We start from the raw sequence: 23,853 nt of genomic DNA on the forward strand, positions 1-23,853 counted from the left end.
TCGTTCAAGCCAGATACAGTCTTTAGCGCACGCCCTCTCCAGACAGGGACTCAGGCGTGAAGATGCGGTCTGGCAACGTGGCCTTCAGGTCGACTTGTTTGTCACGCGGAAAATAGGCCGAGGCGAAGTAGCCGCCGCCGATCAGGTCGTACGACATATAGCCGGCGACGATGGTGCCGGGACCTGCCGGGAACACGGTTGGCAAGTTGTACGTCACCTTCCACAGTTGCCCCTGGGCATCCCAACGTTCGCCGGCGACTGCGATCCAGGTGTCTTCATCCAGATACACGCGCAAGCGCGGAATCACATGGCGTTGACCGGCCTTGAGCGTGCCCTCCACCACCCACACCCGATGCTGCTCGAAACGCACGAAGTCCGGGTTGACGGTCTTTTCAGACATCAGCTTGTCGAGCGACGGCGCCTGGTGATAGCTGTTGGTGTTGTACGGCACGTACATTTCTTTCTTGCCGACCAGCTTCCAGTCGTAACGTCCGATGGACGAGGAATAGACCTCGACTTCGTCGAAATTGAGGATGCCACCCGCTACCGGGCTCGGTACGTCGCAGCAGGTCAGCGGCAGACGACGGACGCGACGCTGGCCGGTCAGGTAGACCCAGGTTTTCGACTCGATGTCGTTGATGTTGACGCGTTGCAGCAGGATCTCGCCGGCACGGATCGGTGGGCCGGACGTGTCAACCCGAACGACCTTGAAGTTGGAGCCTGCGGCGTGCCATTTGTCCAGGTTGCTGTTCGGGTCGTAGTAAGGGAACGAGCTCTTGGCGATGTTCTGCGAGACCGGAATCACTTTGCCTTCCGGGGTCACGCGAGCGAGGCTGGGCGCTGTCTGGTAGCCGGGAGTCGTCCATCGCAGCAAGTGGTTCCAGATCGCTTCTTCACCATTCTTCGGAATCGGGAACGGGATGCCGCCGTAGACACCTTTCGGGAAAGGACCGAGTTCGCCGGACGGATCCATCGTCGCCCGAGTGGCGTTGGCGAAGGTGTTGTCGTAAACCCACTGCGGTGCCGCTGCGGTGCGCCGGGTCGGGAACACCTGAACGTTGAAGCTCGGGAACTGCTTCAACAGGCCCAGGGTGCCCTCTGTCAGCTTGTCTTTGTACTGATCAGCATTCTGCGCGGTGATGGTCAGCAGCGGCTTATCCTTGGAAAACAGATCCGGAATCGCCGCTGAGTTGTACGCGTTGTCGACCGGATAGCCCCCTTCCCAAGGCGGAATCGTCCCGTCCTTATTGCCGGCACGCTCGGCGCCCAGCGGCGTCAGCGTGGTTTTCAGCTTGGCGGCTTCATCTGCCGAAACAGCGGCCTGGACAACCGGCGCCGTCAGCACGGCGCACGCCAGAGCCAGCAAGGTCATGCGATTGAAAATAGTCATTATTGTTTTCCCTTAGAAGGTGCGACGCAGCGAGACTGAGACGAAATCACGATCTTTCAAGGTTTGCGCGAAGGTGTACGTACCGTTGACGCTTGGGTCGGTCGAGGCATACGTGGCCGTGTTTTCGCCGCCGTAGTAATGGGTGTACGCCATCGTGAAATCCCACACCGTCAGGTAGTTGCCGGCCAGCGTGAAGGTCATGTCGCCGCCATTGTTCGGGCCCATGATCACCACGGGTGACTTGCCATGGTTGTAGCCAACCGTGAAGGATGGCGTGATATCCAGGCCGTCCAACACATTACGCTGAGGTATGGCATACAAGGCCCGCACCGCGGCTGCACGGCGATCCAGACCAGGATCCATCGCACTGCAATTGCTGGTGCAACTGGTCAGTTGGTTGTAGGCCACTTCCATGCTTAACGAGGGTTCGTCGGACATGAAGTTGCGAGGCATGCTCCAGATCATCGACACGTTCGCATGCGCCGAATTGCCGATGGCATAAAGCGCATGGTTGTTATTATCCGCCCCGGACGTACCCGCTTCCTGCGGCAGGCTGGTCAGCGGCGTGTCGCGACGCACGGAAAGCTCACCGGCAAAGTTAACCGTGTCCACGGTAGTGGTGGCACTGACACCGAACGCCTTGATGTCCTCGGGATACACCAATTGGTACGTCCCGAATCCCGCACCAGGAACGGCAGTGCGCTGAGTACGGGAATACACCACTGGGGTTTTTGCGTGGTAGCGGATCGCGTAGGCACCGAACTCCCAGTCGCCCAACTGTGTGCGCAAACCAAGACCGAACTGGCCGTTATCCTTGGCCTTGATGTCTTGACCACGCGACAAGCCAACGCCCGGTAAACCCGGCGCAAAACGAATACGCTCGCCACCATCACCGATGAAGTCGTTGCCCGAAAAATAACTGCCAGCCGCTGGCAAGCGGGTAGCCTCCCAATCGTATTGGTAGTAACCCATCAGGGTCAGCGCAGGCGAGAACTGGATCTGGCCCGAGAACTGGCCCACCGGCCGGATGATTTCTTTAGTGGTCGAACCGGGTACCGAGGAGGCCTTCACTGCATCCACCGGAGACTGGGTGCCGGCGATGGCGTTGGAGCCAAAGAACAGGCTCTCGCCCCACAGTACGGTGTGTTGGCCCAGTCGACCACTGACTCGCGCGTCGCCGACATCGGTGCCACCAAACACGAAGGCATCGAGAATCTCGGCCTGACGACCGTGCAGATCGCGGGTGTCGTGGGTGAAATGGTCACTCGGTACCGACAACGAGTTGTTGGTTGCAGGCGAGTTGTTATCGTTTTTCTGGTTATAAACGTCGTCGTACCAAGCCGCACCGCTCACACGCAGACCGTAATCGTCGTGAATGACCAGATCCATCTCGGACAACACATCGAGGCGGTTGGAAATCAGCCGGCCTTTCTTGAAGTTACGGTCACCATCGTCAGCGTTGAGCGCCGACGGTCCCTTGCCGCCACCAGGCGTGGCAGGAACGTTTTGAGTCAGCGTGTCGTCCTGATCCTTGAGACGCATCCCGGCAGAGTATTTGAATGTGTTGTCCCAGCGCAGTTTGATGTCAGGGTTACCCACATCAATCGGTGCGGCCAACGTCGAGCCTGCCGCCATCAGGCTGGTGGCAACCAGCATGGAGCGAAGACTCTGGCGATACAAAACGTCGTGCGGCACTGCAAATCTTATTTTTATTATTTGCATTTTTGCTACCTAGAGGGATTGTGTGACGCATGAACTCCGGTTGCTGATCTGCCCGATTACATGAACGTTGGCCAGTCACAGCGACCCACAAGAAAAACCTCCCATGAAGTTGTGGTACCGGTTGAATTCATGCACGGACAAATCATGTGCAGGCAACACAGAGTCTGGGTTTGAGATGGTTTTATTGTTCTCAGCCCTGACGGTGTTTCTGTGTTGGCCCGAGTATATGCAGGCCCTTTTCGGCCTGAACAATGATAAAACCCGCTACACCGCAGCCAGAAAACTGATGGTGCAATGAAGGCGCGGATTCGTTAGGGGAAGGCACAAAAAGGCACGGCCGCGAGCGCCGTAAAGGCGCGAATACAAGAGGGAAAGACGCAGGAAATCTGTTCGGAATCTGGCAGGGGTGGCAGAAATTGTGGCGAGGGGATTTATCCCCGTTCGGCTGCGAAGCAGTCGCGAAATCAGACCCCGGGATTTATTTGGGAAACCGCATCCGCAGGGTTTAGGTCTGCGTCGCAGACCAGCGGGGATAAATCCCCTCACCACAGGGTTCGCGTTAGATGTTGTCGGTAGTCAGGTGCAGCGCCATTTTGTCGAACAGCAGCTTCACCCTCGTCAGTTCCAGTCGCGCTGTCGGCACCATGATTTTCACCCAGCGCTCCACCAGAGGAAATTGCTCCAGCACCGGCACCAACTCTCCCGCTGTCAGAGCATCGGCAACAATCGGCAAGGCCAGTTGCACAATCCCCTGACCATCGCGGGCGGCGGCGCACAAATAGCCTTCATCATTGGTGATGAGCACCGGACGCACGTCCACTTCTATCCGGCCTTCCGGAGAATTGAACGCCCAAATCGAACCCGCAAGGGAAAACGACAGACAGGGGTGATCGATCAGGTCGCGAGGATGCAACAGCGCTTCACATCGCGCCAGGTACGCCGGCGCCGCACACATCACCCGGGGAAAGGGCCGGATAACCTGCTCGACCACATCCGAGTAGGCCATCTGATCCATGCCGACCGAGATATCGAAGCCCTCCTCCACCGGATTACCGCCCCGATCAGACGCAACAATCTCCAGTTGCACCATCGGATGCTCAGCACGGTAACGGGTAAACAGATCGCCAAGGCCCTGGCGGATCAGCACCGCCGGAGCTTTGATTCTGATCGGGCCTTCGATGGCGCCGGGGCTCAGGATCGCGCCACTGGCCATGTCGCTGTAAGCGCGCAGCAACTGCCGGGCGTGAGTCAGGTAGCTTTGCCCGGTGTCAGTCAGGGTCAAACGGCGGGTCGAGCGATCGAAGAAGGTGGTTTTGAAATCCCATTCGAGCTCGTCAACCCGCTTCATGATGACCGAGGGTGAGGTGTACAAGGTGCGCGCAGCGGCTGAGAAGTTACCGGTGTCGGCGGTGACGACGAAAGCCTTCAGCTTCAACAGCATGTCCATGGTCAAGCGCTCAATATCAAGTAATGAGTTCGGACTCGATCGCACGACGGATTTCAACGTTCGCCCACAGACGATCGTGGTGCGCCTGACAACTTTGCCCCAACTTTCCGATGCCGTTGACCACGCACCAATGCTCCAGATAGAAGAGCGCGAAATCGGCGATGGTCATTTTTTCGAAGAGCCAGTCTTTGCCGTTGATCTGTCGTTCTGCCCGGTCGAGCCCGGCCTGGAATATCTTCAGACCTTGCGCTTTCACGGCCGCATGATCTGCTTCACTCGGCGCAAACTTCTCTGGCCGGCGAGCGCGAGTGTAGCCTTGCATGTGCACGGTAGATACCAAATATTCAGTCATTTCCAGCACACGAATCTCGCCTTCGATGTCCGTCGGGATCAGCTCTCGCTCGGGGTTCATCCGGGCGAGATAGAGTGCGATCACCGGGAATTCGGTGAGCAGCGAACCATCGTCGCGAATCAGCGCGGGGACTTTGCCCTTGGGGTTGATCTGCGTATACGCCTCGAACTCTGGCGTGCCCGCGCGCGCTGCTTTTTCGATCTCGAACGGCTTGCCGATTTCAGCAAGCAAGGCATGGATGCCGATCTGGCAGGCGCCGGGCAAAAAAAACAGCTTCATAAAATATTCCTTATTGTGAGGTCGGCGTGGCAACGCGGTGACTAGACGATGAACGTTTCGAGGACGCCGATACCGTCGACGCCCGCCTCCACCCGGTCACCCGGTTTGAGGTACCACTCACGCGGATCGGGCTTGTGGTGCAAGGCCACGCCTTCTGGCGTACCGGTGCTGATCAAATCGCCGGGTACCAGACCGAAACGGGACCAGAACGCGACCATTTCGGCGAAACCGAAAATCAAATCGCGACAGTCGGAGTGCTGGCGCAACTCGCCATTGACCTTCAGCCACAGCACCAGGGCTTTGGGGTCCGGGACTTCGTCGGCGGTCAGAATGTAGGGGCCGATCGGGCCAAACCCCGGAAAGTTCTTGCCGAGCATGATCATGCCGTTCTGCATCTCGCGCAGTTGCCATTCCCGTGCCGACAGGTCATTGAAAATCGTGTAGCCGAAAATGGCGCTGGCCGGATCGATGTCGCGTCGCGCGTCGATCGCCTTGCCGATGACCAGCGCGATCTCGACTTCGTAGTCGAAATCGAGCACATCGTCGGGTCGCTTCACCTGACTTTTATGCGGCACCAGTGTGCGCCCGAGTTTGATGAAACCGGTCGGGAAATCGCTGTGCAGTTTGCTCGCGTTGTCGGCATTGCCCTTCATCGACTCCAGCTTGTGCCGGCCAAAATTACGCCCGGCGCAGAAGATCGATTTCTCTGGCACCGGCGTCAGCCACCCTACGGTATTGGGGTCATCCATCCACCGCGGGTCCTGACGATCCGCCGCCCAGCGGAGCAACTCTCGGCTGGCGTCCATCGCCGCTGCGCCACCCTCGATCAGGGCCATCACCGATGTTGGCGTGGCGGGACCACCCCGGACAGCAGCCGCTTTGGCGACATCTACAAGGTATTCTCGACCCGAAGCGACAGTGACGATGCCGAGCCGTTCGGGTCCTGCGGCTGATTGGTAGCGTGCGATCTTCATGCGTCGAGCCTGGCCAGAAGGTGCTTGAGTAATTGCACCTCACTCGGGTCGAGCTTGCCCTGCACATCGGCTTCGCTCGACTTGCGGATGGCGATCAGCTCCAGCACCGCGTGACGGCCATCGGCAGTCAACCTGACGGCAATACGGCCGTCACTGGCGTCCACCTCCTCCAACAAGCCACGTGCGATGAGCTGTTGCACGATCGCAGCGGAAATGCCCTGCCCGCGAACCTTCTCGCTGCGCGCAACGATTTCCGGCATGCACAAGCCGTCTTCACGACCGATGATGCTCAACACCGCATACTCCTCGGCCGTCCACTGCCGCGATTCAAGCTTTTCAATCACGCTCTGGCGCGTGCGCAAGTAAGCATTGGAAACCTGATACAGCAGATCATCGGAAGAAAGGTTGCTGAATTCGTCTGCCGATTCAACGGAGGCGACGGCTTGCTTTGGCAGCAACATGCCGTAGCGGCCGCCATGGAACACCAGTGGCTTGCGCGCCGAGTGACCGAAATCGACAATCTCGCCGACAAAAATGACGTGATCGCCGCCCTCGTACTGATAGGCGAGTTTGCAGGTGAAACGCGCCATGCAGTCCGGCAACAACGGCACGCCGTCCGGGCCGCGATCCAGCGTAAGTCCTTCGAAACGGTCAATGCCTTTACTCGCAAAGCGCGAAGACAACGCTTCCTGGTCTGCGGAGAGGATATGCACGGCGAAATGCCCGTTGTTGCGGAAGGCATCCATGTTCAACGAGGTGCGCGCCAGGCTCCAAAGCACCATCGGCGGATCCAGCGACACCGAAGAAAAACTGTTCGCGGTCAAACCGATGTCGACGCCGTCAGGCCCGGCCGTGGTGACAATCGTCACGCCCGTGGCAAACGAGCCAAAAGCGTCACGCAGCGCACGGCTGTCGAAGCTCGGCCCGGCTTTGGAAGGATCTGTTTGAGTTGCTGTGTGTGTCGTCATGGTGAATGCCTCCAGTCTTCTTGTTATCGAAACCGCCACGCTGCGAAGGGCCACCGAAGTCGCCCCTGCTGCGCTATTTGGCGGCTCTGACGCGGGCCTTGTCCGCCAGATACGTCTCAAGGGTGACCAACGGGCCGCGCTCGTGATCGAGCTGTTTGGTCGCAATGCCGCTGAACGCGGTGGTCTCGTTAAACCAGCATTCCTGCGGCGGCATGCCCCAACGCAGCGCCAGGCCGGGCTTGCGCACGTCCCACGCGACAGGCTCGACCTCGATATCGATCAACAGGTAGTGATCACAGAACAACTCGACCCGATGGCCATCGGGATCGCGCAAGTACACGAACAACACGCCGGCCGGGCCGTGTCGGCCGGGGCCGCGCTCAACGACATCGCCCATGCCCAGATTGCCGGCGATATCGCAGGCTCGCAGGATGCTGTGGGAGTCAGATACGGTGTAAGCAAAGTGGTGCAGACGCGGCCCCGGGTTTTCCAGAAACACGATGTCCTGGGTGCCCGGTTTACGGAACATGAAAGTCGCAATCAACTTCTCGTCCAGCGCCATGTATTCGGAGATGCGAAAACCCATCTCTGCGTAGAAATCGGTCTGCTCCTGCACGTTCGGCACTTGAATCTGGTAGTGGTCGAAGCGCATCGCCGCGCCACCCTTGAAGTCCTGAAATTGCGTGTACACGCGAGGGGTCGTGGTCATCGTGGCGCAGAGCTGCACCGGGGTGCCGGCCGGGTCATTGACCAGCAGCGTGCGGCCCTGATGCGGCACTTCGATCCAACGGGCCGGCAGGCCTTTGGATTTATAGAAATGCGCGGCCTTGTCCAGCTCTTCTTCGGTGTACACCCGGAAGCCGATGGCTTCGGCAGAGTGCTCGCCGTCGTGGCGCTTGATCACCAGACTGTGGTGACAAACCTCTTCCAGGCCACGGAAATACAGGGTGTCGGCATCGCGTTCGGTCAGCACCAGGCCGATGACCTGTTCGTAAAAATCGCGACTGGCTTCCAGGTCACGCGAAGTGATGACGGCGTGACTTGAGCGGGTGATATTGAACGGTGGGTAATAGACCGGTGTTGGCAATGGCATGTCAATTCTCCTGATGTCTTTTCAGAGCCGAGTGAAATCGGCTTCGTTGCTCAACTCGAGGGGGCCAGTCAACCGACCGGTCATGTTGTACCAACCAATATTGAACAGCAGCGCCACGCTCTGCTTTTGCCCCAGGCCCAGGTAAACGTCTTCCCAGACCTTGTCGCTGACCTGCGCCGGCGCGCGGGTTGCGTCCCGGGCCAGGCGCAGCACGGCCTTCTCCAGATCGGAGAACAGCGCGCTCGTTTCAAAGTCCCACAGCGCTTGCATCTGTTCCTTTGGCACGCCTTCCTTGAGGGCCCGATTCCAATGCGGATCGTGTTCGTAATGGGTGCCCATGGTCTGGCACGCCATGACGATGGCCATCTCACGCAGTTTCGGATCGATGCCACAGCCGTTGCGCACCGCGTCGGCCATGGGAATGAAAACCTCGAGAATCTCCGGGCAAGTCGCCAGGGTGCGAAAGATCTGCGCATTCGGCGCGTGGCCACGCTTGGCGCGCAGCAGCGCAAAGGCTTCGGGTTCTTCGTCGGGGGTGGGCAGCTGGATACGAGGCATACAAAACTCCGCACATTATTATTTTGCTGGCTTGCCGCAGCATCGTTATCGCCGAAGCTACGGCAGGTTTCGCTTATTGGCCGTTGATGCGCTGATCCCATTCGCTATTGCGATCAAGGAACGCCCACACGCGGTCTTGCGCCTCACGAGCACCGGGATAGCGTTCGCCACGCATTTGCGCGTTGCGCCATGGATCGCCCGAGAAAAACTTTTCGTACAGGTTCTGGCGCCCCGCGAACGACGAACAGGACGCGTCCCAGGCCAGCCGCAACAGCTGCATTTTGCGTTCGGCGGGGATATCCGCCCCGGCGCAATAACGTTCGATGGCCGGGCCGTTTTCGCTGTAGAGATCCTCGACCGTTGGCGCCACCACCACGTTGCCAGCGCCGAGCAACTGGAGGATTTCCAGCGCCCGCGCATGCATCGCCGGGTATTGCGCGCGCACCACATTCAGCGGTTGCTCGTACGGCACAACGGTGCCGCCCGGGCCAGGCACGCAGTCGATTTCAGCGACACGAATCATCGCGCGCAGGGTTTCGACGTAAGCGACCAATTCCGACAGTTGCACCATGACGTTGGGGAAACGGCTGTGGTTCACTTCGGTCAGGTTGTAGGCGATGCCCAGCAGGAACTCCATCTTCGCCAGCGACCGCGTGGCGGACTGGTGCGAACCGTGCGGGCCGGATGGCGACTTCATCGCCGATTCAACCGCTTTGATGCTGCGGTACATGAACACCCGTTCCCACGGGATAAACGCCTCTTCGAACCACAGCACGGCGTCCATTTCGTCCATGCGTCCGGTCAGCGGGTCGTTGGCGAACCGGCCCTTCGCTGGCAACGAAGGACGGCAAATCATCTTCATCCCGGGGGTATCGATAGGTGCCGCGAAACCCACCGCGTAGGCTTCGGCATCTGCCACCAGCGGGAATTTCGCCGCCGCCGGCATGATCAGCACTTCGTTGGCCAACGGGCCGAGGGTGGCCACCGAACGCGCGCCGGACACGAAGATGCCGGCATCGGATTCGCGTACCACACGCATGACCATGTCGCCCGGCTGCTCGAACATTTGCAGGCGCTTGTCGATGTCCGGCGACACCAGCGAGTGAGTCAGCGCAAGGTCGTTTTCGCGGATGAACTCATGGTATTTGAGAATGTTCTGACCGAATTGCTCACCGCCGGCAGCGAACAGTTCGTGCGCAGAGGCGTGCGCGCTGACCATGACGTTAAGGAAGTCCGGCGTGCGGCCCATCATGCCGCCGACTGCGTCCATCCAGGTCTTCATCATTTCTCGGCGCAGACGCAGATCGTCAGCCGAACGCGGCAACATGAACGAGCGACCGACGCGCGCACCGGAGGTCGGTGATTCGAAGGTCATCTTGTCCTGCAGGGCGGGATCGCACTGGATGTCATACAGATCAGCGATGGATTGAATCGCGCCACGGAAACGGCGATCCACCGTCACGTCCTTGATGCGCTCGCCATCAATCCACACGGAGCGACCGTCTTGCAGCGAGGCGATGTAATCGGCCCCGTTGCGTACTCCGTTGCGGGCTCCACTCATGGCCATCGGTTTTTTGTTTGCGTTATTTTCCATGGGTCATGCTCCTGCATTTGAAACATTTGGCCTGCGGCGGGGCTACCCGGTGCAAGGCGAATTCGGCTGCGGTTGCCACACCTCGATAGTATTGAGATGGGCCACTTTTAAGAATTTGTGAATGGGCCGAAGTGTTGTTCTGAAATAGAAAAGAACGACGCTTCAGGTAGCGAGACCAAACTCCGCCGCCAAGGCAAGAATGTTCCGCGCCCGCGCCATCACCGGCGCATCGATCATCCGGCCGTAGAGCACCACCACCCCGCCGCCGGCCGCGTCACCGAGCTGGCAAACGGCTTGCGCCCATTCAATGTCCTGCGCCGAGGGCGTGAAGCCCGCTGCGGCTTCCGTGACCTGACTGGGATGAATCAACAGCTGGCCACTGAACCCGTGCCGCCGCGCACGAGCGGCGTACCGGGCCAACCCTGGTTGATCACCGATGGCGGTGAACACGCCATCGACCGGCGCCGGCAATCGCGCCCGTTTGCTCGCGAGTACGAGCATGGCGCGCCAAGGCAGAAACACCAGTTCTTCGGGGTCTGATTCGTCGGGGATCAGATCGAGTTCGACGGCCAGATCCAGCTTGCCGAACATCAACCGCGCGCAACCCGGCGCACTGGCGATATGCGCCAGGGCGTCAATGCCTTGCACGGTCTCGATGATGCACAACTGCGGTTTGCCGGTGACATGGTGGGCGTGATGCACCTGCGCCGCATTGTCGGCTTTTGGCAGCATCACGGCAGCGATGCCGGTGTGCCGGCAGGCTGCCAGATCATGCTCATGCCACAGCGTGTCGGCGGCATTGATGCGCACCGTCACACGCTCATCGGGATGCTCATCCAGCCAGGCCAACAAGGCCAGGCGCGCCGTCGGTTTGTCGACCGGTGCCACCGCGTCCTCAAGATCGACCACAACGACGTCGGTGCCGCTGGCCAGCGCTTTGCCAATGCGTTCCGGACGGTTCGCCGGTACGAACAGAAAGGTGCGCGCCCGCGCCAGATTCAATTGTCGAATCGCCATCACACTACCTTCCTGTCGCGCAGTTCATCGGCGCGGTCGGCATAACCCAGTTCACGAAGAATCGCCGCGGTATGTTCCCCGAGTGCCGGCACCGGCCCCATGCGCGCGGGATGCTCACCGCCCATGCCCGGTGGTTGCAGGGCGGGTATCGGGCCTGCGGGCGTGTTCACGGTGGTCCAGCGCTGACGCGCGGCGAGTTGCGGATGGTTCCAGATGTCGCTCATGGTGCTGACGTTGGCATTGGCGATGTCGGCGGCATCGAGGCGAGTCATCACTTCATCAGCGCTAAGGCTCGCGAAGTTCTGCTCGATCAATTTGCTCAAGACTTCGCGGTTGGCGGTGCGCAGCGCGTTGCTGGCAAACCGCGCATCCGTGGCGAGTGCTGCGTCGCCCAGTAACTTGTCACAGAACACCGCCCACTCGCGTTCGTTCTGCAGGCCGAGCATGACGGTACGGCCATCACCGGCGCAGAACGGCCCGTAGGGGTAAATCGTCGCGTGGGAAGCACCGGTACGGCGCGGCGGCTCCTGCCCTTCGTAGGCGTAGTACATCGGGAAGCCCATCCACTCGACCATCGCATCAATCATCGCGATCTCGATGCGCCGGCCACGACCGGTTTTGCCGCGTTGGATCAGCGCCGCGAGGATATTGGTGTAGGCGTACATGCCCGCCGCAATGTCGGCGATGGAAATGCCGGCCTTGACCTGTTCTTCCGGTGTACCTGTGATCGACAGAAAGCCGGCCTCGCTCTGAATCAGCAAGTCGTAAGCCTTTTTCTCGGTGTACGGTCCGCCCTCGCCATATCCCGAAATGTCACAGACGATCAGCTTCGGGTGTTTCGCAGACAGTGCTTCGTACGAAAGCCCCAATCGGGCAGCCGCGCCCGGCGCAAGGTTTTGCACCAGCACATCGGCTTCGGCCAGAAGCTTCATCAGAATCTCCTGTGCCTCGGGTTGTTTCAGGTCGAGCGCAAGGCTCTCTTTCGAGCGATTGACCCAGACAAAATGCGAGGCCAAACCATCGACGCGCGCGTCATAGGCACGGGCGAAATCGCCGCTGCCCGGACGCTCGACCTTGATCACCCGAGCGCCCTGATCAGCCAGATGACGCGTGGCCAGAGGTGCTGCGATGGCGTGTTCGAGCGAGACCACCGTGATCCCTTCTAGCGCAAGTACCGGTTGGGTAGAAGCCATAACGGAGTCCTCAGAAAGAACGCGGCAGCCCGAGCAAGTGCTCAGCGACGTAGGAATAGATCAGGTTGGTGGAGATCGGCGCGACCTGGTACAGCCGGGTCTCGCGGAACTTGCGCTCAATGTCGTATTCATTGGCGAAGCCGAACCCGCCGTGGGTTTGCAGGCAAACGTTGGCGGCTTCCCACGACGCTTTGGCGGCGAGGTACTTGGCCATGTTGGCCTGGGCGCCACAGGGTTGATGTGCGTCGAACAGCTGGCAGGCCTTGAAACGCATCAGGTTGGCGGCTTCGATCTCGATGAAGGCGTCGGCAATCGGGAATTGCACGCCTTGGTTTTGCCCGATGGGACGGTCGAACACCACGCGTTCGTTGGCGTATTTGACCGCGCGTTCCATGAACCAGTAACCGTCGCCGATGCATTCAGCGGCGATCAAGGTGCGCTCGGCATTAAGCCCGTCGAGGATGTATTTGAAACCCTTGCCCTCCTCGCCAATCAGGTTTTCCTCAGGGATCTCCAGGCTGTCGAAGAACAGCTCGTTGGTCTCGTGATTGACCATGTTGGGGATTGGCTGCACGGTCAGGCCCTTGCCGATGGCGTCTTTGAGGTCGACGATGAAAATCGACATGCCTTCAGACTTGCGCTTCACCTCGGTCAGCGGCGTGGTGCGTGCGAGCAGAATCATCAGGTCGGAGTGCTGCACCCGCGAGATCCACACCTTTTGCCCGTTGACCACGTAGCGGCCGTCTTTCTTCACGGCGTTGGTCTTGATCTTGGTGGTGTCGGTGCCCGTGGTTGGCTCGGTGACCGCCATCGACTGGATGCGCAACTCGCCGGCGGCAATCTTTGGCAGGTACTTTTCTTTCTGCGCGGTGCTGCCGTTACGCAGCAGCGTGCTCATGTTGTACATCTGGCCATGGACCGCGCCGGAGTTACCGCCAGAACGGTTGATCTCTTCCATGATCACCGACGCCTCAGTCAACCCCAGACCCGAGCCGCCGTATTCTTCCGGGATCATCGCCGAGAGCCAGCCCGCGCTGATCAGTGCATCGACAAAGGCCTCCGGGTAGGCCCGCTGTTCGTCGATCTTGCGGTGGTATTCGTCTGGAAACTCACTGCACAGAGCGCGGACGGCGTCGCGGATTTCCTGGTGTTCATCGGGGGCGTAGAGCATGGTCATGTCGGTTTCCTGTCTTGTTTGTAGGGATCGCGGCGCAGCAGTGCCCTTGGCGCTTCTGCACAGCGGCACCTTTTTTGAAAACGCTTGGGTGTCAGTCGAACGTGACTTCAGCTTTCATCGTCGAGCGCCTGTTGCAGTCGGTCCAAAGATCGGCGCTGCCCGGGCCGGTGAGCTGGCCGCACACTGCAAAGTCCGCCGTGTCGAACAGCGGGCCGATCGCGCGGAAAGCGAAGCGTCGTATGCGCTTGTCCGGGTGCGCCGCGCGAAACGCTTCGAGCAGCAATGTCGCGGCCAGCGGGCCCTGCACGACGAGGCCTGGATAGCCTTCTTCCCCAGTGGCGTAGGGCTTGTCGTAGTGAATGCGATGGCCGTTGAACGTCAGTGCCGAATAACGAAACAGCAATACCGGGTCGGGATGAATCAGCCGGCGGAATTCGCCAAGGCGCTCCGTCGCTTCGCCGGCAAGGGGCGCTCCTTGAGGCGCTGGCTGGCGGTAGACAATGTCCTGTTCCTCCACCACACACACACCACGCTCACCGGAAACCTTGTGTTCGACGGTGACAAACAGCAGCTCGCCATTACGGCCAGATTTGCGCTCGCAGCGCAGGATGCGCGAGACCCGGGTGACGGCTTCACCGACGCGCAGCGGCTGCTCGAAGCTCAAGCGCCCGCCGGCCCACATACGGTTGGGCAGGTTCACCGGCGGCAGGAAACCACCGCGTTGCGGATGCCCGTCGACGCCAATTTCGCTGTGTCGGGCATTTGGCGAGAAGTACACCCAGTGCCACAAGGGCGGTAACTCGGCGCCGACTTGAACTGAATCGGAATCAAGGTCCAGCGTCGCAGCCAGCGCCTGTGCCGTGCGTTGATCGATGCAGTCACTACGCAGCTCCTCGCGGCCCACCCAGTGGGTCAAGTCCGCCAGGTTTGCCTCATTGCAGGCATTCATGGTCATTCCCTCCTTCACGCGTCTTTGCGACGTGCCGCAGGCAAGTCGGTGCAAGTGCCATGGGCCACTTCTGCGGCCATCCCCACCGTTTCACCCAGTGTCGGATGGGGATGGATGGTCTTGCCGATGTCCTCTGCGTTGGCGCCCATTTCGATAGCCAGGCATACCTCGCTGATCAGGTCGCCCGCACCGGTGCCGACAATGCCTCCACCGACCACTCGATGCGTTTCGGCATCGAACAAAAGCTTGGTGAAACCTTCGTCGCGACCATTGGCAATCGCGCGTCCGGACGCGGCCCACGGGAAAACCGCGGCCTCGACTTTGATGCCTTTGTCTTTGGCTTCTTGCTGAGTCAGGCCGGCCCAGGCCACTTCCGGGTTGGTGTAGGCAACGCCGGGAATCTGCAACGCATCAAAACGGCTGCGCGCCAGTTCTGCGTTGTTCAGGGCTTCACCTGCCGCGACTTCAGCGGCGACATGACCTTCGTGAACGGCTTTGTGGGCCAGCATCGGTTGGCCGACGATGTCGCCAATCGCGAAGATGTGCTGCACGTTGGTGCGCAGTTGCTTATCGACGGGGATGAAACCGCGCTCATTGATATTGACACCGGCCTTCTCGGCATCGAGCTGGTTGCCATTGGGTTTACGACCGACCGCGACCAACACCAGGTCGTAGCACTGGGGTTCTGCGGGTGCTTTTTCACCCTCGAAAGTCACCCAGATGCCCTGCTCGCTGGCCTCGGCTTTCACCGTGCGGGTGTTCAACATCAGATGATCGAAGCGATGGCTGTTGTGCTTTTCCCAGACTTTGACCAGGTCGCGATCTGGGCCTTGCATCAAGCCGTCCAGCATCTCGACCACATCGATACGCGCACCCAGCGCCGAATAAACCGTGGCCATTTCCAAACCGATAATCCCGCCGCCCACCACCAGCATGCGTTTGGGCACAGCTCTGAGTTCCAGCGCACCGGTGGAATCAACGACGCGCGGATCCTGCGGCATAAACGGCAACGTGACGGCCTGACTGCCAGCGGCAATCACACATTGCTTGAAGCGAATCACCTGTTTCTCGCCCGTGTGCTCCTGGCCGGAACCGGAACACAAAGCGACCTCGATACGGTGCGAATCGAGGAACCGGCCAACACCGCGCACGACCTCGACACTGCGCCCCTTGGCCATGCCGGCGAGGCCACCCGTGAGCTTGTGGACCACCGATTCTTTGTGCGCGCGCAACTTGTCGATATCAACCTGTCGGGCACCGAAGTCAATGCCCAGTGACGCCAGATGCGGGACTTCCTCCATGACCGAGGCGATATGCAGCAGCGCTTTGGAAGGGATGCAACCGACGTTCAGGCACACACCGCCCAATGCGGCGTAGCGCTCGACAATCATGGTTTTGCGGCCCAGATCGGCCGAGCGGAATGCAGCGGAGTAACCACCGGGACCGCCGCCGAGCACCAGTACGTCGCACTGCAACTCAGCGCTGCCGCCGGTTGCAGCCGCTGCTGGCGTTGGCGTTGGCGTTGGTTGAATGGCCGACTCATTCGACTCCAGCGTCAACAACACCGCGCCTTCGCCGACCTTCTCGCCAACCTTGACCCTTATTTCCTTGACCACTCCGGCGGCAGACGACGGTACATCCATCGTCGCCTTGTCGGATTCCAGCGTGCAGATCGCGTCATTGACTGCTACCACATCGCCAACCTTGACCAGTATTTCAATCACCGGCATGGCGGCGGCATCGCCGATACCGGGCATCTTCACTTCGATAATTTGACTCATGGCCATTTCCTCACAGCGTAATTCGACGGAAATCTGCCAACAGAGCCGCCAGATGCTGGAGGAAGCGTGCTGCCGCCGCGCCATCGACAACGCGGTGATCCCATGACAACGCCATGGGCAGAATCAGTCGCGGCGCGAAGGCGTTGCCCTCCCACACCGGTCTGATTTGCGCGCGGGTGACACCGAGGATCGCCACTTCCGGCGCATTGATAATTGGCGTAAACCCGGTGCCGCCAATGCCGCCCAGGCTGGAAACGGTGAAGGTTCCGCCGCTCATGTCGGCGGGGCCCAACTTGCCGTCCCGGGCTTTGCGCGCCAGTTCGGCGCATTCCGTGGCGATCTGGCCAATGCCTTTCTGATCGGCATCGCGGATGACCGGCACCACCAGGCCGTTCGGCGTGTCAGCGGCAAAACCGATGTGGAAGTACTGCTTGAGAATCAGGATCGGCTCGCCGTCTTCGTTGCCCAGCGAACTGTTGAACGACGGGAAGGCTTTCAAGGTGGCGACCGCGGCCTTGATCAAAAACGCGAGCAGGGTGTACTTGATCGCGTCCTTGCCGCCTTCCAGATTGAGCTGCACGCGAAATGCTTCCAGCTCGGTAATGTCGGCTTCTTCGTTGTTGGTGACGTGGGGGATCATCACCCAGTTGCGGGCGAGATTTGCACCGGAGATCTTTTTAATACGCGACATCGCGACCTTCTCGACCGTGCCGAACTTGGCAAAGTCGATGTCCGGCCACGGCAGCAAATTGAGTCCACCGGTTTGATCGGCACGCGGCGCGCAACTGTCCGAACGCAGCAGAGCGTCCTTGACGAAACGCTCGATATCTTCACGAAGCAGTCGCCCGCCCTTGCCGGTGGCAATCGCACGGCTGACGTCCACGCCCAGCTTGCGCGCATAGCTGCGCACTGACGGACTGGCGTGGGGTTTTGGGCCGCAAATACTCACCGAAGGCGCAGGCGCTTTGGCGGCGGCCGGCTGCGGAGGAATGTCGACGATGGATTGGGCCACGACCGGGCTAATGACGGGCGTTTGCACAACCGGCGCTTCATCAATCGCCATCTGCAACGTGAGGATCGAACTGCCCATGGAAACGCGATCGCCTTCCTTGATCGTCACCGCCACAACGGTGCCGGCACCAGGGCTCGGCACGTCCATCGAGGCCTTGTCCGATTCCAGCGTCAGCAGTGGGTCATCAAACGCTACTTTATCGCCCGGTTTGACCAATACCTCGATCACCGGCAGGTCTTTGAAGTCCCCGATGTCAGGGACATGAATTTCTCTGATTTCACTCATGACGTACGGTCGCCCAGAAATAGATCCGTTGCGCGCTCACGCAACGGAGGGAGCGCTCATTGAGCGCGTGCGAAGAGAAAACCGCTTAGCGTGTCCACGGCGCCGGGCTATCACCTTTCAGGCCATAGCGTTCAACGGCCTCGGCCAGCACCTGACGCGGCAAGCAGCCGTCACGCACCAGACCGTCCAGTGCAGCCAGCACCACTTGATGCCGATCGACTTCGAAGAAGCTGCGCAACGCGGCACGGGTATCGCTGCGGCCAAATCCATCGGTGCCCAAGGCGATGAAGCGTGCTTCGACGTAACTGGCGATCAGTTGCGGCCAGGCGCGCACATAGTCGGAGGCAACAATCACCGGCGCGTTGCCAGTCAGCGAGGCGCAGAGATGGCTGATTTGCTCAGGCTCAGTGGGATTCAGACGATTACGTCGTTCCACTTCCCGCGCTTCACGAGCCAGTTCACTGAAACTGGTGACGCTGAACACCTCGCTGGACACCTGCCAGTCAGCTGCCAGCAGCTCAGATGCGGCGATCACTTCGCGCAAAATAGTGCCGGAGCCCAGCAACCGCACGGTTCCACGCGACGCCGGGGCATGCGTCACGGCATAGCGATACATGCCGCGAATGATTTGATCATCCACACCGGGCGGCAAAGAAGGCTGGGCATAGTTCTCGTTCATCACGGTGATGTAATAGAACTCATCGACATCGCGTTCCATCATCTGGCGCATGCCATGGTCGACAATCACCGCTAGCTCACCGGCGAAGGCCGGGTCATAGGCGCGGCAGTTGGGAACGGTCGCTGCCACCACATGGCTGCTGCCATCCTGGTGTTGCAGCCCTTCCCCGCCCAGCGTCGTGCGCCCGGCGGTGGCGCCGAGCAAAAAGCCACGAGCGCGTTGATCGGCCGCAGCCCAAATCAGATCGCCGACGCGCTGAAAACCGAACATCGAGTAATAGATGTAGAACGGCAGCATCGGTTTGCCGTGCGCGCTGTACGACGTCGCGGCAGCGACCCACGAAGACAATGCACCGGCTTCGGTGATGCCCTCCTCCAGTAGCTGGCCGTCACGGGCTTCACGGTAATAGAGCATCGAACCGGCATCTTCTGGCTCGTAAAGTTGCCCAAGCGGCGAGTAGATACCGATCTGGCGGAACAGGTTGGCCATGCCAAAGGTGCGCGCTTCATCGGCAACGATCGGTACGACGCGCGGCCCGAGTTCTTTGTCTTTGAGCAAACCGCCCAGCATGCGCACCACGGCCATGGTGGTAGACATTTCCTTGCCGTCGGCTTCGAAGGCGAAACGTGCGTAGTCAGCCAACGCCGGGATGGCGACGTGCTCGCTGCCCTTCTGCCGCGCCGGCATATAGCCGCCCAACGAAACTCGGCGTTCACGCAGATAACGCATTTCCTGACTGTCTTCGGCCGGGCGATAGAAGCGCAGTTGCGCGACATCATCGTCCGAAAGTGGCAGCGCGAAACGGTCACGAAACGCCTTCAGCGCATCGATATCGAGCTTCTTGGCCTGGTGCGAAGTCATCCGTGATTCGCCGGCGCCGCCCATGCCGTAACCTTTTTTGGTTTTGGCGAGGATCACGGTTGGCCGGCCCTTGTGCGCTTTGGCTGCGGCGAACGCTGCGTGCAGCTTGCGGAAATCGTGACCGCCGCGCTTCAGCGCATCGATTTCGGCATCGGACATGTGCGAGACCAATTCCTTGATCTCTGGATCCTGCTGGAAAAAGTGCAGCAAGTTGTAGGCGCCGTCCTTGGAACCGAGCGTCTGATATTGACCGTCGACGGTCTGGGCAAAGCGTTGCAACAAGGCGTTGTTGGTGTCCCGGGAAAACAACGGGTCCCAGTCCGAGCCCCAAATGACTTTGACTACATTCCAGCCGGCGCCCGTAAACAACGCTTCGAGTTCTTGAATGACCTGACCGTTGCCACGCACCGGTCCGTCCAGACGCTGCAAGTTGCAGTTGACTATAAAGGTCAGGTTGTCGAGTTTTTCCCGCGCCGCGAGCGTGAGCCCGGCAATCGATTCGGGCTCGTCCATCTCACCGTCACCAAACACACCCCACACATGACGGTCGGCGGTTTCGGCAAGATTGCGGTGTTCGAGATAGCGCATGTAGCGCGCTTGATAAACCGCACTGATCGGACCAATGCCCATCGACCCGGTCGGGAACTGCCAGAAGTCCGGCATCAACCAAGGATGTGGGTAGGAACTCAAGCCGTTGCCGCCGACTTCCTGTCGATAGTTGGCCAGTTGTTCCTCGGATAGCCTGCCTTCCAGGAACGCCCGGGCGTAGACCCCCGGTGCCGAGTGCGGCTGATAAAACACCAGATCGCCGCCGTGACTTTCGTCGCGGGCACGGAAGAAATGATTGAAACCGACCTCGAAGATTTCTGCGGCGGACGCATAACTTGCGATATGCCCACCCAGATCCCCGTAGGCCTGATTGGCGCGCACCACCATGGCCAATGCATTCCAGCGAATGATCGACGTGATCCGTTCCTCGACAGCAAGGTCCCCTGGGTAGGGACCCTGCCGTTCAATCGGAATTGTGTTCCGATACGCCGAGTACGGGTGCACATGCGAGGTGATGCCAAGTGCTCTTGCGTGTTGCTCTAACTGTTTGAGCAGAAACTGGCCGCGCTCGGAGCCGCCATCGCGCACGACGGCTTCCAGCGACTCAAGCCACTCCTGCGTTTCATCCCGGTCGCTATCCAGTGAAGCCAACGACCCAGGAATCGAATTTTCATTTAGCGAACTCATATCTGCCTCCACTCTTGTTGTTGTTTGCTTAGAGATGAACCGACAGAACGTGCCGCCGTACTCAGCCTCATGACTGCAAATGAACCTGTTTCAAGACACCGTGCGAAACCCACCAACAGCTGCGTTGAGCGCGCCGCCCACCTGTTCCAGGCCGCGCACCGAAGCGTCGAGCAAGCCGCTGGCAGCAGTGCTTTGTTCAGACACCGCACGCACCCGTTGCATGCTTTCACCGACCTGCTCGGCCACGGCGCTTTGCTGTTCGGCCGCCGCCGCGATCTGCTGACTCATCTGCTCGACCGTCGACACCGCCGCCGCGATTTCCTGCAGCGCTTGTGACGCTTGCGCGGCGAGCACCACGCTTTCGCCGGTCAGCGCTTGACTGCCCTGCAAGCGGCTGGCGGCGTGTTCAGCGACGATTCGCAACTGTTGAATGATGGCGGCGATGTCGTCAGTGGAGGTTTGCGTGCGCCGGGCCAGGTTTCGTACTTCGTCCGCGACCACTGCAAAACCACGACCGTTTTCGCCGGCCCGTGCCGCTTCAATCGCTGCATTGAGGGCGAGCAGATTGGTCTGCCCGGCCAGGGCACTGATCACGTCGAGCACCTTGCCGATCGCTGCGCTCTCGTTGAGTAGCGAGCCCATGGCGTCGGAACAACCGCTCATTTCTTGGGCCAGGTTCCCGATCTTGCTGGTCGCCTGATGCACCAGTGCTTCACCTTTGCGCGCCTGATCATTGGCCTGTTCGACGGCGTGGCGGGTCTGACTGGCATTGCGCGCAACGTCCTGGGCCGTTGCGGCCATCTGTTGCATCGCGGTGGCCGCCAGCTCGGTTTCTTCACGCTGCGAGTCGACGCCTTGACGCGTGCGCTCGGTGACCTGCGCCAGACTGTCGGCGGCGAGGTTCAATTGCCCGACGCCCTGGCCAATCCGGCCAATCAGCCCCCGTAAACTTTCCAGCATGACGCCGACGCTGCCGAGCAACTGGCCCAGCTCATCACGGCGTCCTGCGGAATCGATCTGTGCGCTTAGATCGCCCGACGCTACGCGGCGGGTCAGCTCAACTGCTTGGCGCAGCGGTTGCAGGATCAAGTGACGAATCAACACACTCGCGCCGACGCCAAGGGCGAGCGCCAACAGCACCATCCCCGCCAACAGCCGCGATACCCACTGCCCCATCGCCTGCGAGGCTTGAACCTGTGTGGCGCGAACTTCGCTGAGCAATTGACTGACTTTGTCAGCGGCGCCGTTCATTGCCGTCTGGCTGTCGCTGGTTTGCTCACGGCTCGCGGCGTAACCATTGAACGCGGCGCGGTATTCATCCAGCGCTGTACGGGCCTGAGTCAGCGATTCGCGCTCGGAGCCTTCGAGGCGCAGTTCGAGGTTTTCCATGTAAGAACGCAGTTCAATGACCCGCGCCTCCCAGGCGTTGTGCTCTTCGGTGCTGCCTTGCAGGGTGAAATAGAGTTCGCTGTCACGCAGGTTCGCCAGTTTGTCGCGCAGCGTGGAGGCTTGTTCCAGTTGCAGCATGCGTACCGCGTCCGCCGGCTGAGCGCGCGAAGCCAGCAGGTTGACCGCGTCGAGTTGATCGAGCATTACCACCGTGAAACGTTCACCCACCACTTGAGCCAGTTGCTGCATGCGCAGGCGAGCCTCGCGGGCATCGCGCTGGGCCTGGGCATACCGTTCGAACTGGGCGAGATAATCGTGGGTGGCTTCTTTGGAGGCGCCCTGCCCCTTGTCCATTTGCGATTTTTCCAGCAACGCCACCAGCTCAGCGGTAAGCCCGGCGACCTTGTTGGCTTCGTCCTCGGCGAGGTTCAGACCGAACGCCTTGACCGCGACCTGGGCTTGCAGAATCAACGATTCAACGGCGGCGACATCGTTCATCTTCCTGGCGCGGGTTTCGAGTACGTTGAAAGCGTAAAACGCTGTCGCTGCTACGGCCAATGTGGACAACAACACCAAGCCAAAACCCAGCCACAGCTTGCTGCCAACCGACAGATTGCCGAGTGCGCGGCCCATCATCGGAACGCACCTTGGCACGCTGGCGAGGCAAATCCGAAGCCGAACGGAAACGGCAGAGAACACCAAGGCAAACTGAGCATATGAGGGCTTCTTGTTGTTGTTTTTTTGGATTCAGAGGCGCTGCATTTCTAACGTTTGGAGCCTATCGCGTAGGCGTGCGGCTCGGCCAATGGCCAATAAAGATGGGAGTCAGTTGAAACGCTAATAGCCTTGGATTTACACGTGAGCCGTCGCATTGCACGAGCGGCTCAGGGAATAGAAATACGCTCGGAGCTTCAATCGGAAAGGGTTTTCAGGCCTTCCTTGAAACTCGCGTATTCCCTGCGGACAAACGCTTCGAACGTCGTCGGCGCGTGGCCCAACAGAAAGGACAGCACATTGGAATTACCGACGAAGTCGTGGTTGCTGTAATACCTGGCGATCGCCAGGTTCATCCGCAACATATGCGCAAGCGCTTCGGGCTCAAGATTACCGAAACGTTCACGGACAAAGACCTCGACGTCGAAGCGCTCGACCTTGATCTCGCGACCCACCACTTGCGAAGCAACCGCACCAATCTCATGCGCGGTGAAACGGCCGGGGCCGACCAACTCGTAGGTTGCCCCGCCGTGACGCTCGCGGTCAGACAGCACCAACGCAACCACGTCGGTAAAGTCTTCCAGATCGACCATCGACTGGCGTCTGTCCAGCGACCACGCCAAGCGGAACACGCCTTCCTCGAACACCGCTTTCAATCGTGTAGGCAGCATGTAATTGGCGGGTTGCAGAATGGTGTATTCGAGCCCGGAAGACAGCAGGTGCTCTTCAATGTCACGCTTGATTTCGTGCTGGATCAAGTCGCTGGCGATCGCGTGCAGCACAGAACTGAACACGAAGTGCTCGACACCCTCTGCTCTGGCGGCATCAATCATGGCGAACCCCATCGCGCGCTCGTCGTGATGCAGTGTCGGGCCGATGTGATACACGCTTTTGACGCCCTTAATGGCCTGGGCAATAAACGCCGGATCAGCTAGATCGCCTACCAGCACTTGGTGTACGCCGAGCTTATGCAGTTGCTCGGCGGAGGATTCGGATTTGACGCACGCCCGTATTTGATGGCCGGACGTTAGCAGTTTGGGCACCAGCCGTTTGCCCTGGTTACCGTTGGCCGAGGTGATAAGAATCAATGGATTTATCTCCTGAAAGGAAACCATGGCGCGATCGATACAAGCTTTTCAACGCCACAGGTGAAGTGCGCCCTGCCCTTTGAAGAGCACGGCGC

18 protein-coding genes and 1 pseudogene are annotated in these 23,853 nt (G+C 60.0%); all 19 read right to left on the reverse strand.

From position 1 onward, the window contains the following. Positions 1–22: 22 nt before the first annotated feature. The 19 genes and pseudogenes from ACTWLJ_RS21565 to ACTWLJ_RS21655 all read right to left on the reverse strand — a co-directional run bounded on the left by ACTWLJ_RS21565 (position 23) and on the right by ACTWLJ_RS21655 (position 23,758). Positions 23–1,390 (reverse strand): DUF1329 domain-containing protein, encoded by a 1,368-nt coding sequence (locus ACTWLJ_RS21565; RefSeq protein WP_401208190.1) that lies wholly within the window; start codon positions 1,388–1,390, stop codon positions 23–25. Between the two features lie 12 nt (positions 1,391–1,402). Continuing rightward, on the reverse strand, positions 1,403–3,046 hold the full coding sequence (locus ACTWLJ_RS21570) for a DUF1302 domain-containing protein (protein ID WP_401208193.1): 1,644 nt from the start codon (positions 3,044–3,046) through the stop codon (positions 1,403–1,405). 625 nt (positions 3,047–3,671) lie between these two features. Beyond that, entirely contained in the window at positions 3,672–4,559 is an 888-nt protein-coding gene (locus ACTWLJ_RS21575) for a LysR family transcriptional regulator (RefSeq protein WP_445178355.1), read from the reverse strand. 16 nt (positions 4,560–4,575) lie between these two features. Beyond that, positions 4,576–5,190 carry a glutathione S-transferase family protein gene (locus ACTWLJ_RS21580; RefSeq protein ID WP_445178356.1) on the reverse strand — a complete coding sequence of 205 codons (615 nt, stop codon included), beginning with the start codon at positions 5,188–5,190 and terminating at the stop codon, positions 4,576–4,578. Positions 5,191–5,231: 41 nt separating this feature from the next. Beyond that, entirely contained in the window at positions 5,232–6,164 is a 933-nt protein-coding gene (locus ACTWLJ_RS21585; RefSeq protein ID WP_445178357.1) for a fumarylacetoacetate hydrolase family protein, read from the reverse strand. Further along, positions 6,161–7,132, reverse strand: coding sequence for a flavin reductase (locus ACTWLJ_RS21590; protein ID WP_427632153.1), 972 nt, complete (start codon positions 7,130–7,132; stop codon positions 6,161–6,163). Before ACTWLJ_RS21590 ends, ACTWLJ_RS21585 begins: the two co-directional genes overlap by 4 nt. A 73-nt stretch (positions 7,133–7,205) precedes the next feature. Beyond that, on the reverse strand, positions 7,206–8,225 hold the full coding sequence (locus tag ACTWLJ_RS21595; RefSeq protein WP_134421489.1) for a VOC family protein: 1,020 nt from the start codon (positions 8,223–8,225) through the stop codon (positions 7,206–7,208). Positions 8,226–8,246: 21 nt separating this feature from the next. Beyond that, positions 8,247–8,783, reverse strand: coding sequence for a carboxymuconolactone decarboxylase family protein (locus ACTWLJ_RS21600; RefSeq protein ID WP_445178358.1), 537 nt, complete (start codon positions 8,781–8,783; stop codon positions 8,247–8,249). A gap of 73 nt (positions 8,784–8,856) precedes the next feature. Continuing rightward, positions 8,857–10,377: a 4-hydroxyphenylacetate 3-hydroxylase family protein gene (locus ACTWLJ_RS21605; protein ID WP_445178359.1), complete on the reverse strand. Its 1,521-nt coding sequence runs from the start codon at positions 10,375–10,377 to the stop codon at positions 8,857–8,859. Positions 10,378–10,539: 162 nt separating this feature from the next. Beyond that, positions 10,540–11,394, reverse strand: a complete 855-nt coding sequence (locus ACTWLJ_RS21610; protein WP_445178360.1) for an HpcH/HpaI aldolase/citrate lyase family protein — start codon at positions 11,392–11,394, stop codon at positions 10,540–10,542. Continuing rightward, the gene (locus tag ACTWLJ_RS21615; protein WP_445178361.1) at positions 11,394–12,587 is read right to left on the reverse strand and encodes a CaiB/BaiF CoA transferase family protein; all 1,194 of its coding nucleotides are present in this window, start codon (positions 12,585–12,587) and stop codon (positions 11,394–11,396) included. The genes ACTWLJ_RS21610 and ACTWLJ_RS21615 overlap by 1 nt, the downstream gene beginning before the upstream one ends. A gap of 10 nt (positions 12,588–12,597) precedes the next feature. After that, positions 12,598–13,758: an acyl-CoA dehydrogenase family protein gene (locus tag ACTWLJ_RS21620; protein WP_033037529.1), complete on the reverse strand. Its 1,161-nt coding sequence runs from the start codon at positions 13,756–13,758 to the stop codon at positions 12,598–12,600. Positions 13,759–13,855: 97 nt separating this feature from the next. Next, on the reverse strand, positions 13,856–14,713 hold the full coding sequence (locus ACTWLJ_RS21625; protein WP_445178362.1) for an FAS1-like dehydratase domain-containing protein: 858 nt from the start codon (positions 14,711–14,713) through the stop codon (positions 13,856–13,858). A 14-nt stretch (positions 14,714–14,727) separates the two neighbouring features. After that, positions 14,728–16,494 carry a dihydrolipoyl dehydrogenase gene (lpdA, locus tag ACTWLJ_RS21630; RefSeq protein ID WP_445178363.1) on the reverse strand — a complete coding sequence of 589 codons (1,767 nt, stop codon included), beginning with the start codon at positions 16,492–16,494 and terminating at the stop codon, positions 14,728–14,730. A 10-nt stretch (positions 16,495–16,504) separates the two neighbouring features. Next, positions 16,505–17,791: a dihydrolipoyllysine-residue acetyltransferase gene (locus tag ACTWLJ_RS21635; RefSeq protein ID WP_445178364.1), complete on the reverse strand. Its 1,287-nt coding sequence runs from the start codon at positions 17,789–17,791 to the stop codon at positions 16,505–16,507. An 85-nt stretch (positions 17,792–17,876) separates the two neighbouring features. Beyond that, entirely contained in the window at positions 17,877–20,567 is a 2,691-nt protein-coding gene (mdeB, locus tag ACTWLJ_RS21640; RefSeq protein ID WP_445178365.1) for an alpha-ketoglutarate dehydrogenase, read from the reverse strand. Positions 20,568–20,657: 90 nt separating this feature from the next. Next, positions 20,658–21,527, reverse strand: coding sequence for a methyl-accepting chemotaxis protein (locus ACTWLJ_RS21645; RefSeq protein ID WP_445181396.1), 870 nt, complete (start codon positions 21,525–21,527; stop codon positions 20,658–20,660). Next, positions 21,522–22,592: pseudogene (locus tag ACTWLJ_RS21650) on the reverse strand (HAMP domain-containing protein); the annotation flags it as partial. The pseudogene ACTWLJ_RS21650 and the gene ACTWLJ_RS21645, both read right to left, overlap by 6 nt. Before the next feature lie 275 nt (positions 22,593–22,867). After that, positions 22,868–23,758, reverse strand: a complete 891-nt coding sequence (locus ACTWLJ_RS21655; RefSeq protein WP_445178366.1) for an SDR family oxidoreductase — start codon at positions 23,756–23,758, stop codon at positions 22,868–22,870. Between the last annotated feature and the right edge of the window lie 95 nt (positions 23,759–23,853).

Source organism: Pseudomonas sp. McL0111, from assembly GCF_052567255.1.

Coding starts and splice junctions, on each gene's coding strand:
- ACTWLJ_RS21565 (WP_401208190.1), bottom strand. CDS start 1,390: ATGACTATTTTCAATCGCATGACCTTGCTGGCTCTGGCGTGCGCCGTG.
- ACTWLJ_RS21570 (WP_401208193.1), bottom strand. CDS start 3,046: ATGCTGGTTGCCACCAGCCTGATGGCGGCAGGCTCGACGTTGGCCGCA.
- ACTWLJ_RS21575 (WP_445178355.1), bottom strand. CDS start 4,559: ATGGACATGCTGTTGAAGCTGAAGGCTTTCGTCGTCACCGCCGACACC.
- ACTWLJ_RS21580 (WP_445178356.1), bottom strand. CDS start 5,190: ATGAAGCTGTTTTTTTTGCCCGGCGCCTGCCAGATCGGCATCCATGCC.
- ACTWLJ_RS21585 (WP_445178357.1), bottom strand. CDS start 6,164: ATGAAGATCGCACGCTACCAATCAGCCGCAGGACCCGAACGGCTCGGC.
- ACTWLJ_RS21590 (WP_427632153.1), bottom strand. CDS start 7,132: ATGACGACACACACAGCAACTCAAACAGATCCTTCCAAAGCCGGGCCG.
- ACTWLJ_RS21595 (WP_134421489.1), bottom strand. CDS start 8,225: ATGCCATTGCCAACACCGGTCTATTACCCACCGTTCAATATCACCCGC.
- ACTWLJ_RS21600 (WP_445178358.1), bottom strand. CDS start 8,783: ATGCCTCGTATCCAGCTGCCCACCCCCGACGAAGAACCCGAAGCCTTT.
- ACTWLJ_RS21605 (WP_445178359.1), bottom strand. CDS start 10,377: ATGGAAAATAACGCAAACAAAAAACCGATGGCCATGAGTGGAGCCCGC.
- ACTWLJ_RS21610 (WP_445178360.1), bottom strand. CDS start 11,394: ATGGCGATTCGACAATTGAATCTGGCGCGGGCGCGCACCTTTCTGTTC.
- ACTWLJ_RS21615 (WP_445178361.1), bottom strand. CDS start 12,587: ATGGCTTCTACCCAACCGGTACTTGCGCTAGAAGGGATCACGGTGGTC.
- ACTWLJ_RS21620 (WP_033037529.1), bottom strand. CDS start 13,758: ATGCTCTACGCCCCCGATGAACACCAGGAAATCCGCGACGCCGTCCGC.
- ACTWLJ_RS21625 (WP_445178362.1), bottom strand. CDS start 14,713: ATGAATGCCTGCAATGAGGCAAACCTGGCGGACTTGACCCACTGGGTG.
- lpdA (WP_445178363.1), bottom strand. CDS start 16,494: ATGAGTCAAATTATCGAAGTGAAGATGCCCGGTATCGGCGATGCCGCC.
- ACTWLJ_RS21635 (WP_445178364.1), bottom strand. CDS start 17,791: ATGAGTGAAATCAGAGAAATTCATGTCCCTGACATCGGGGACTTCAAA.
- mdeB (WP_445178365.1), bottom strand. CDS start 20,567: ATGAGTTCGCTAAATGAAAATTCGATTCCTGGGTCGTTGGCTTCACTG.
- ACTWLJ_RS21645 (WP_445181396.1), bottom strand. CDS start 21,527: ATGCTGGAAAGTTTACGGGGGCTGATTGGCCGGATTGGCCAGGGCGTC.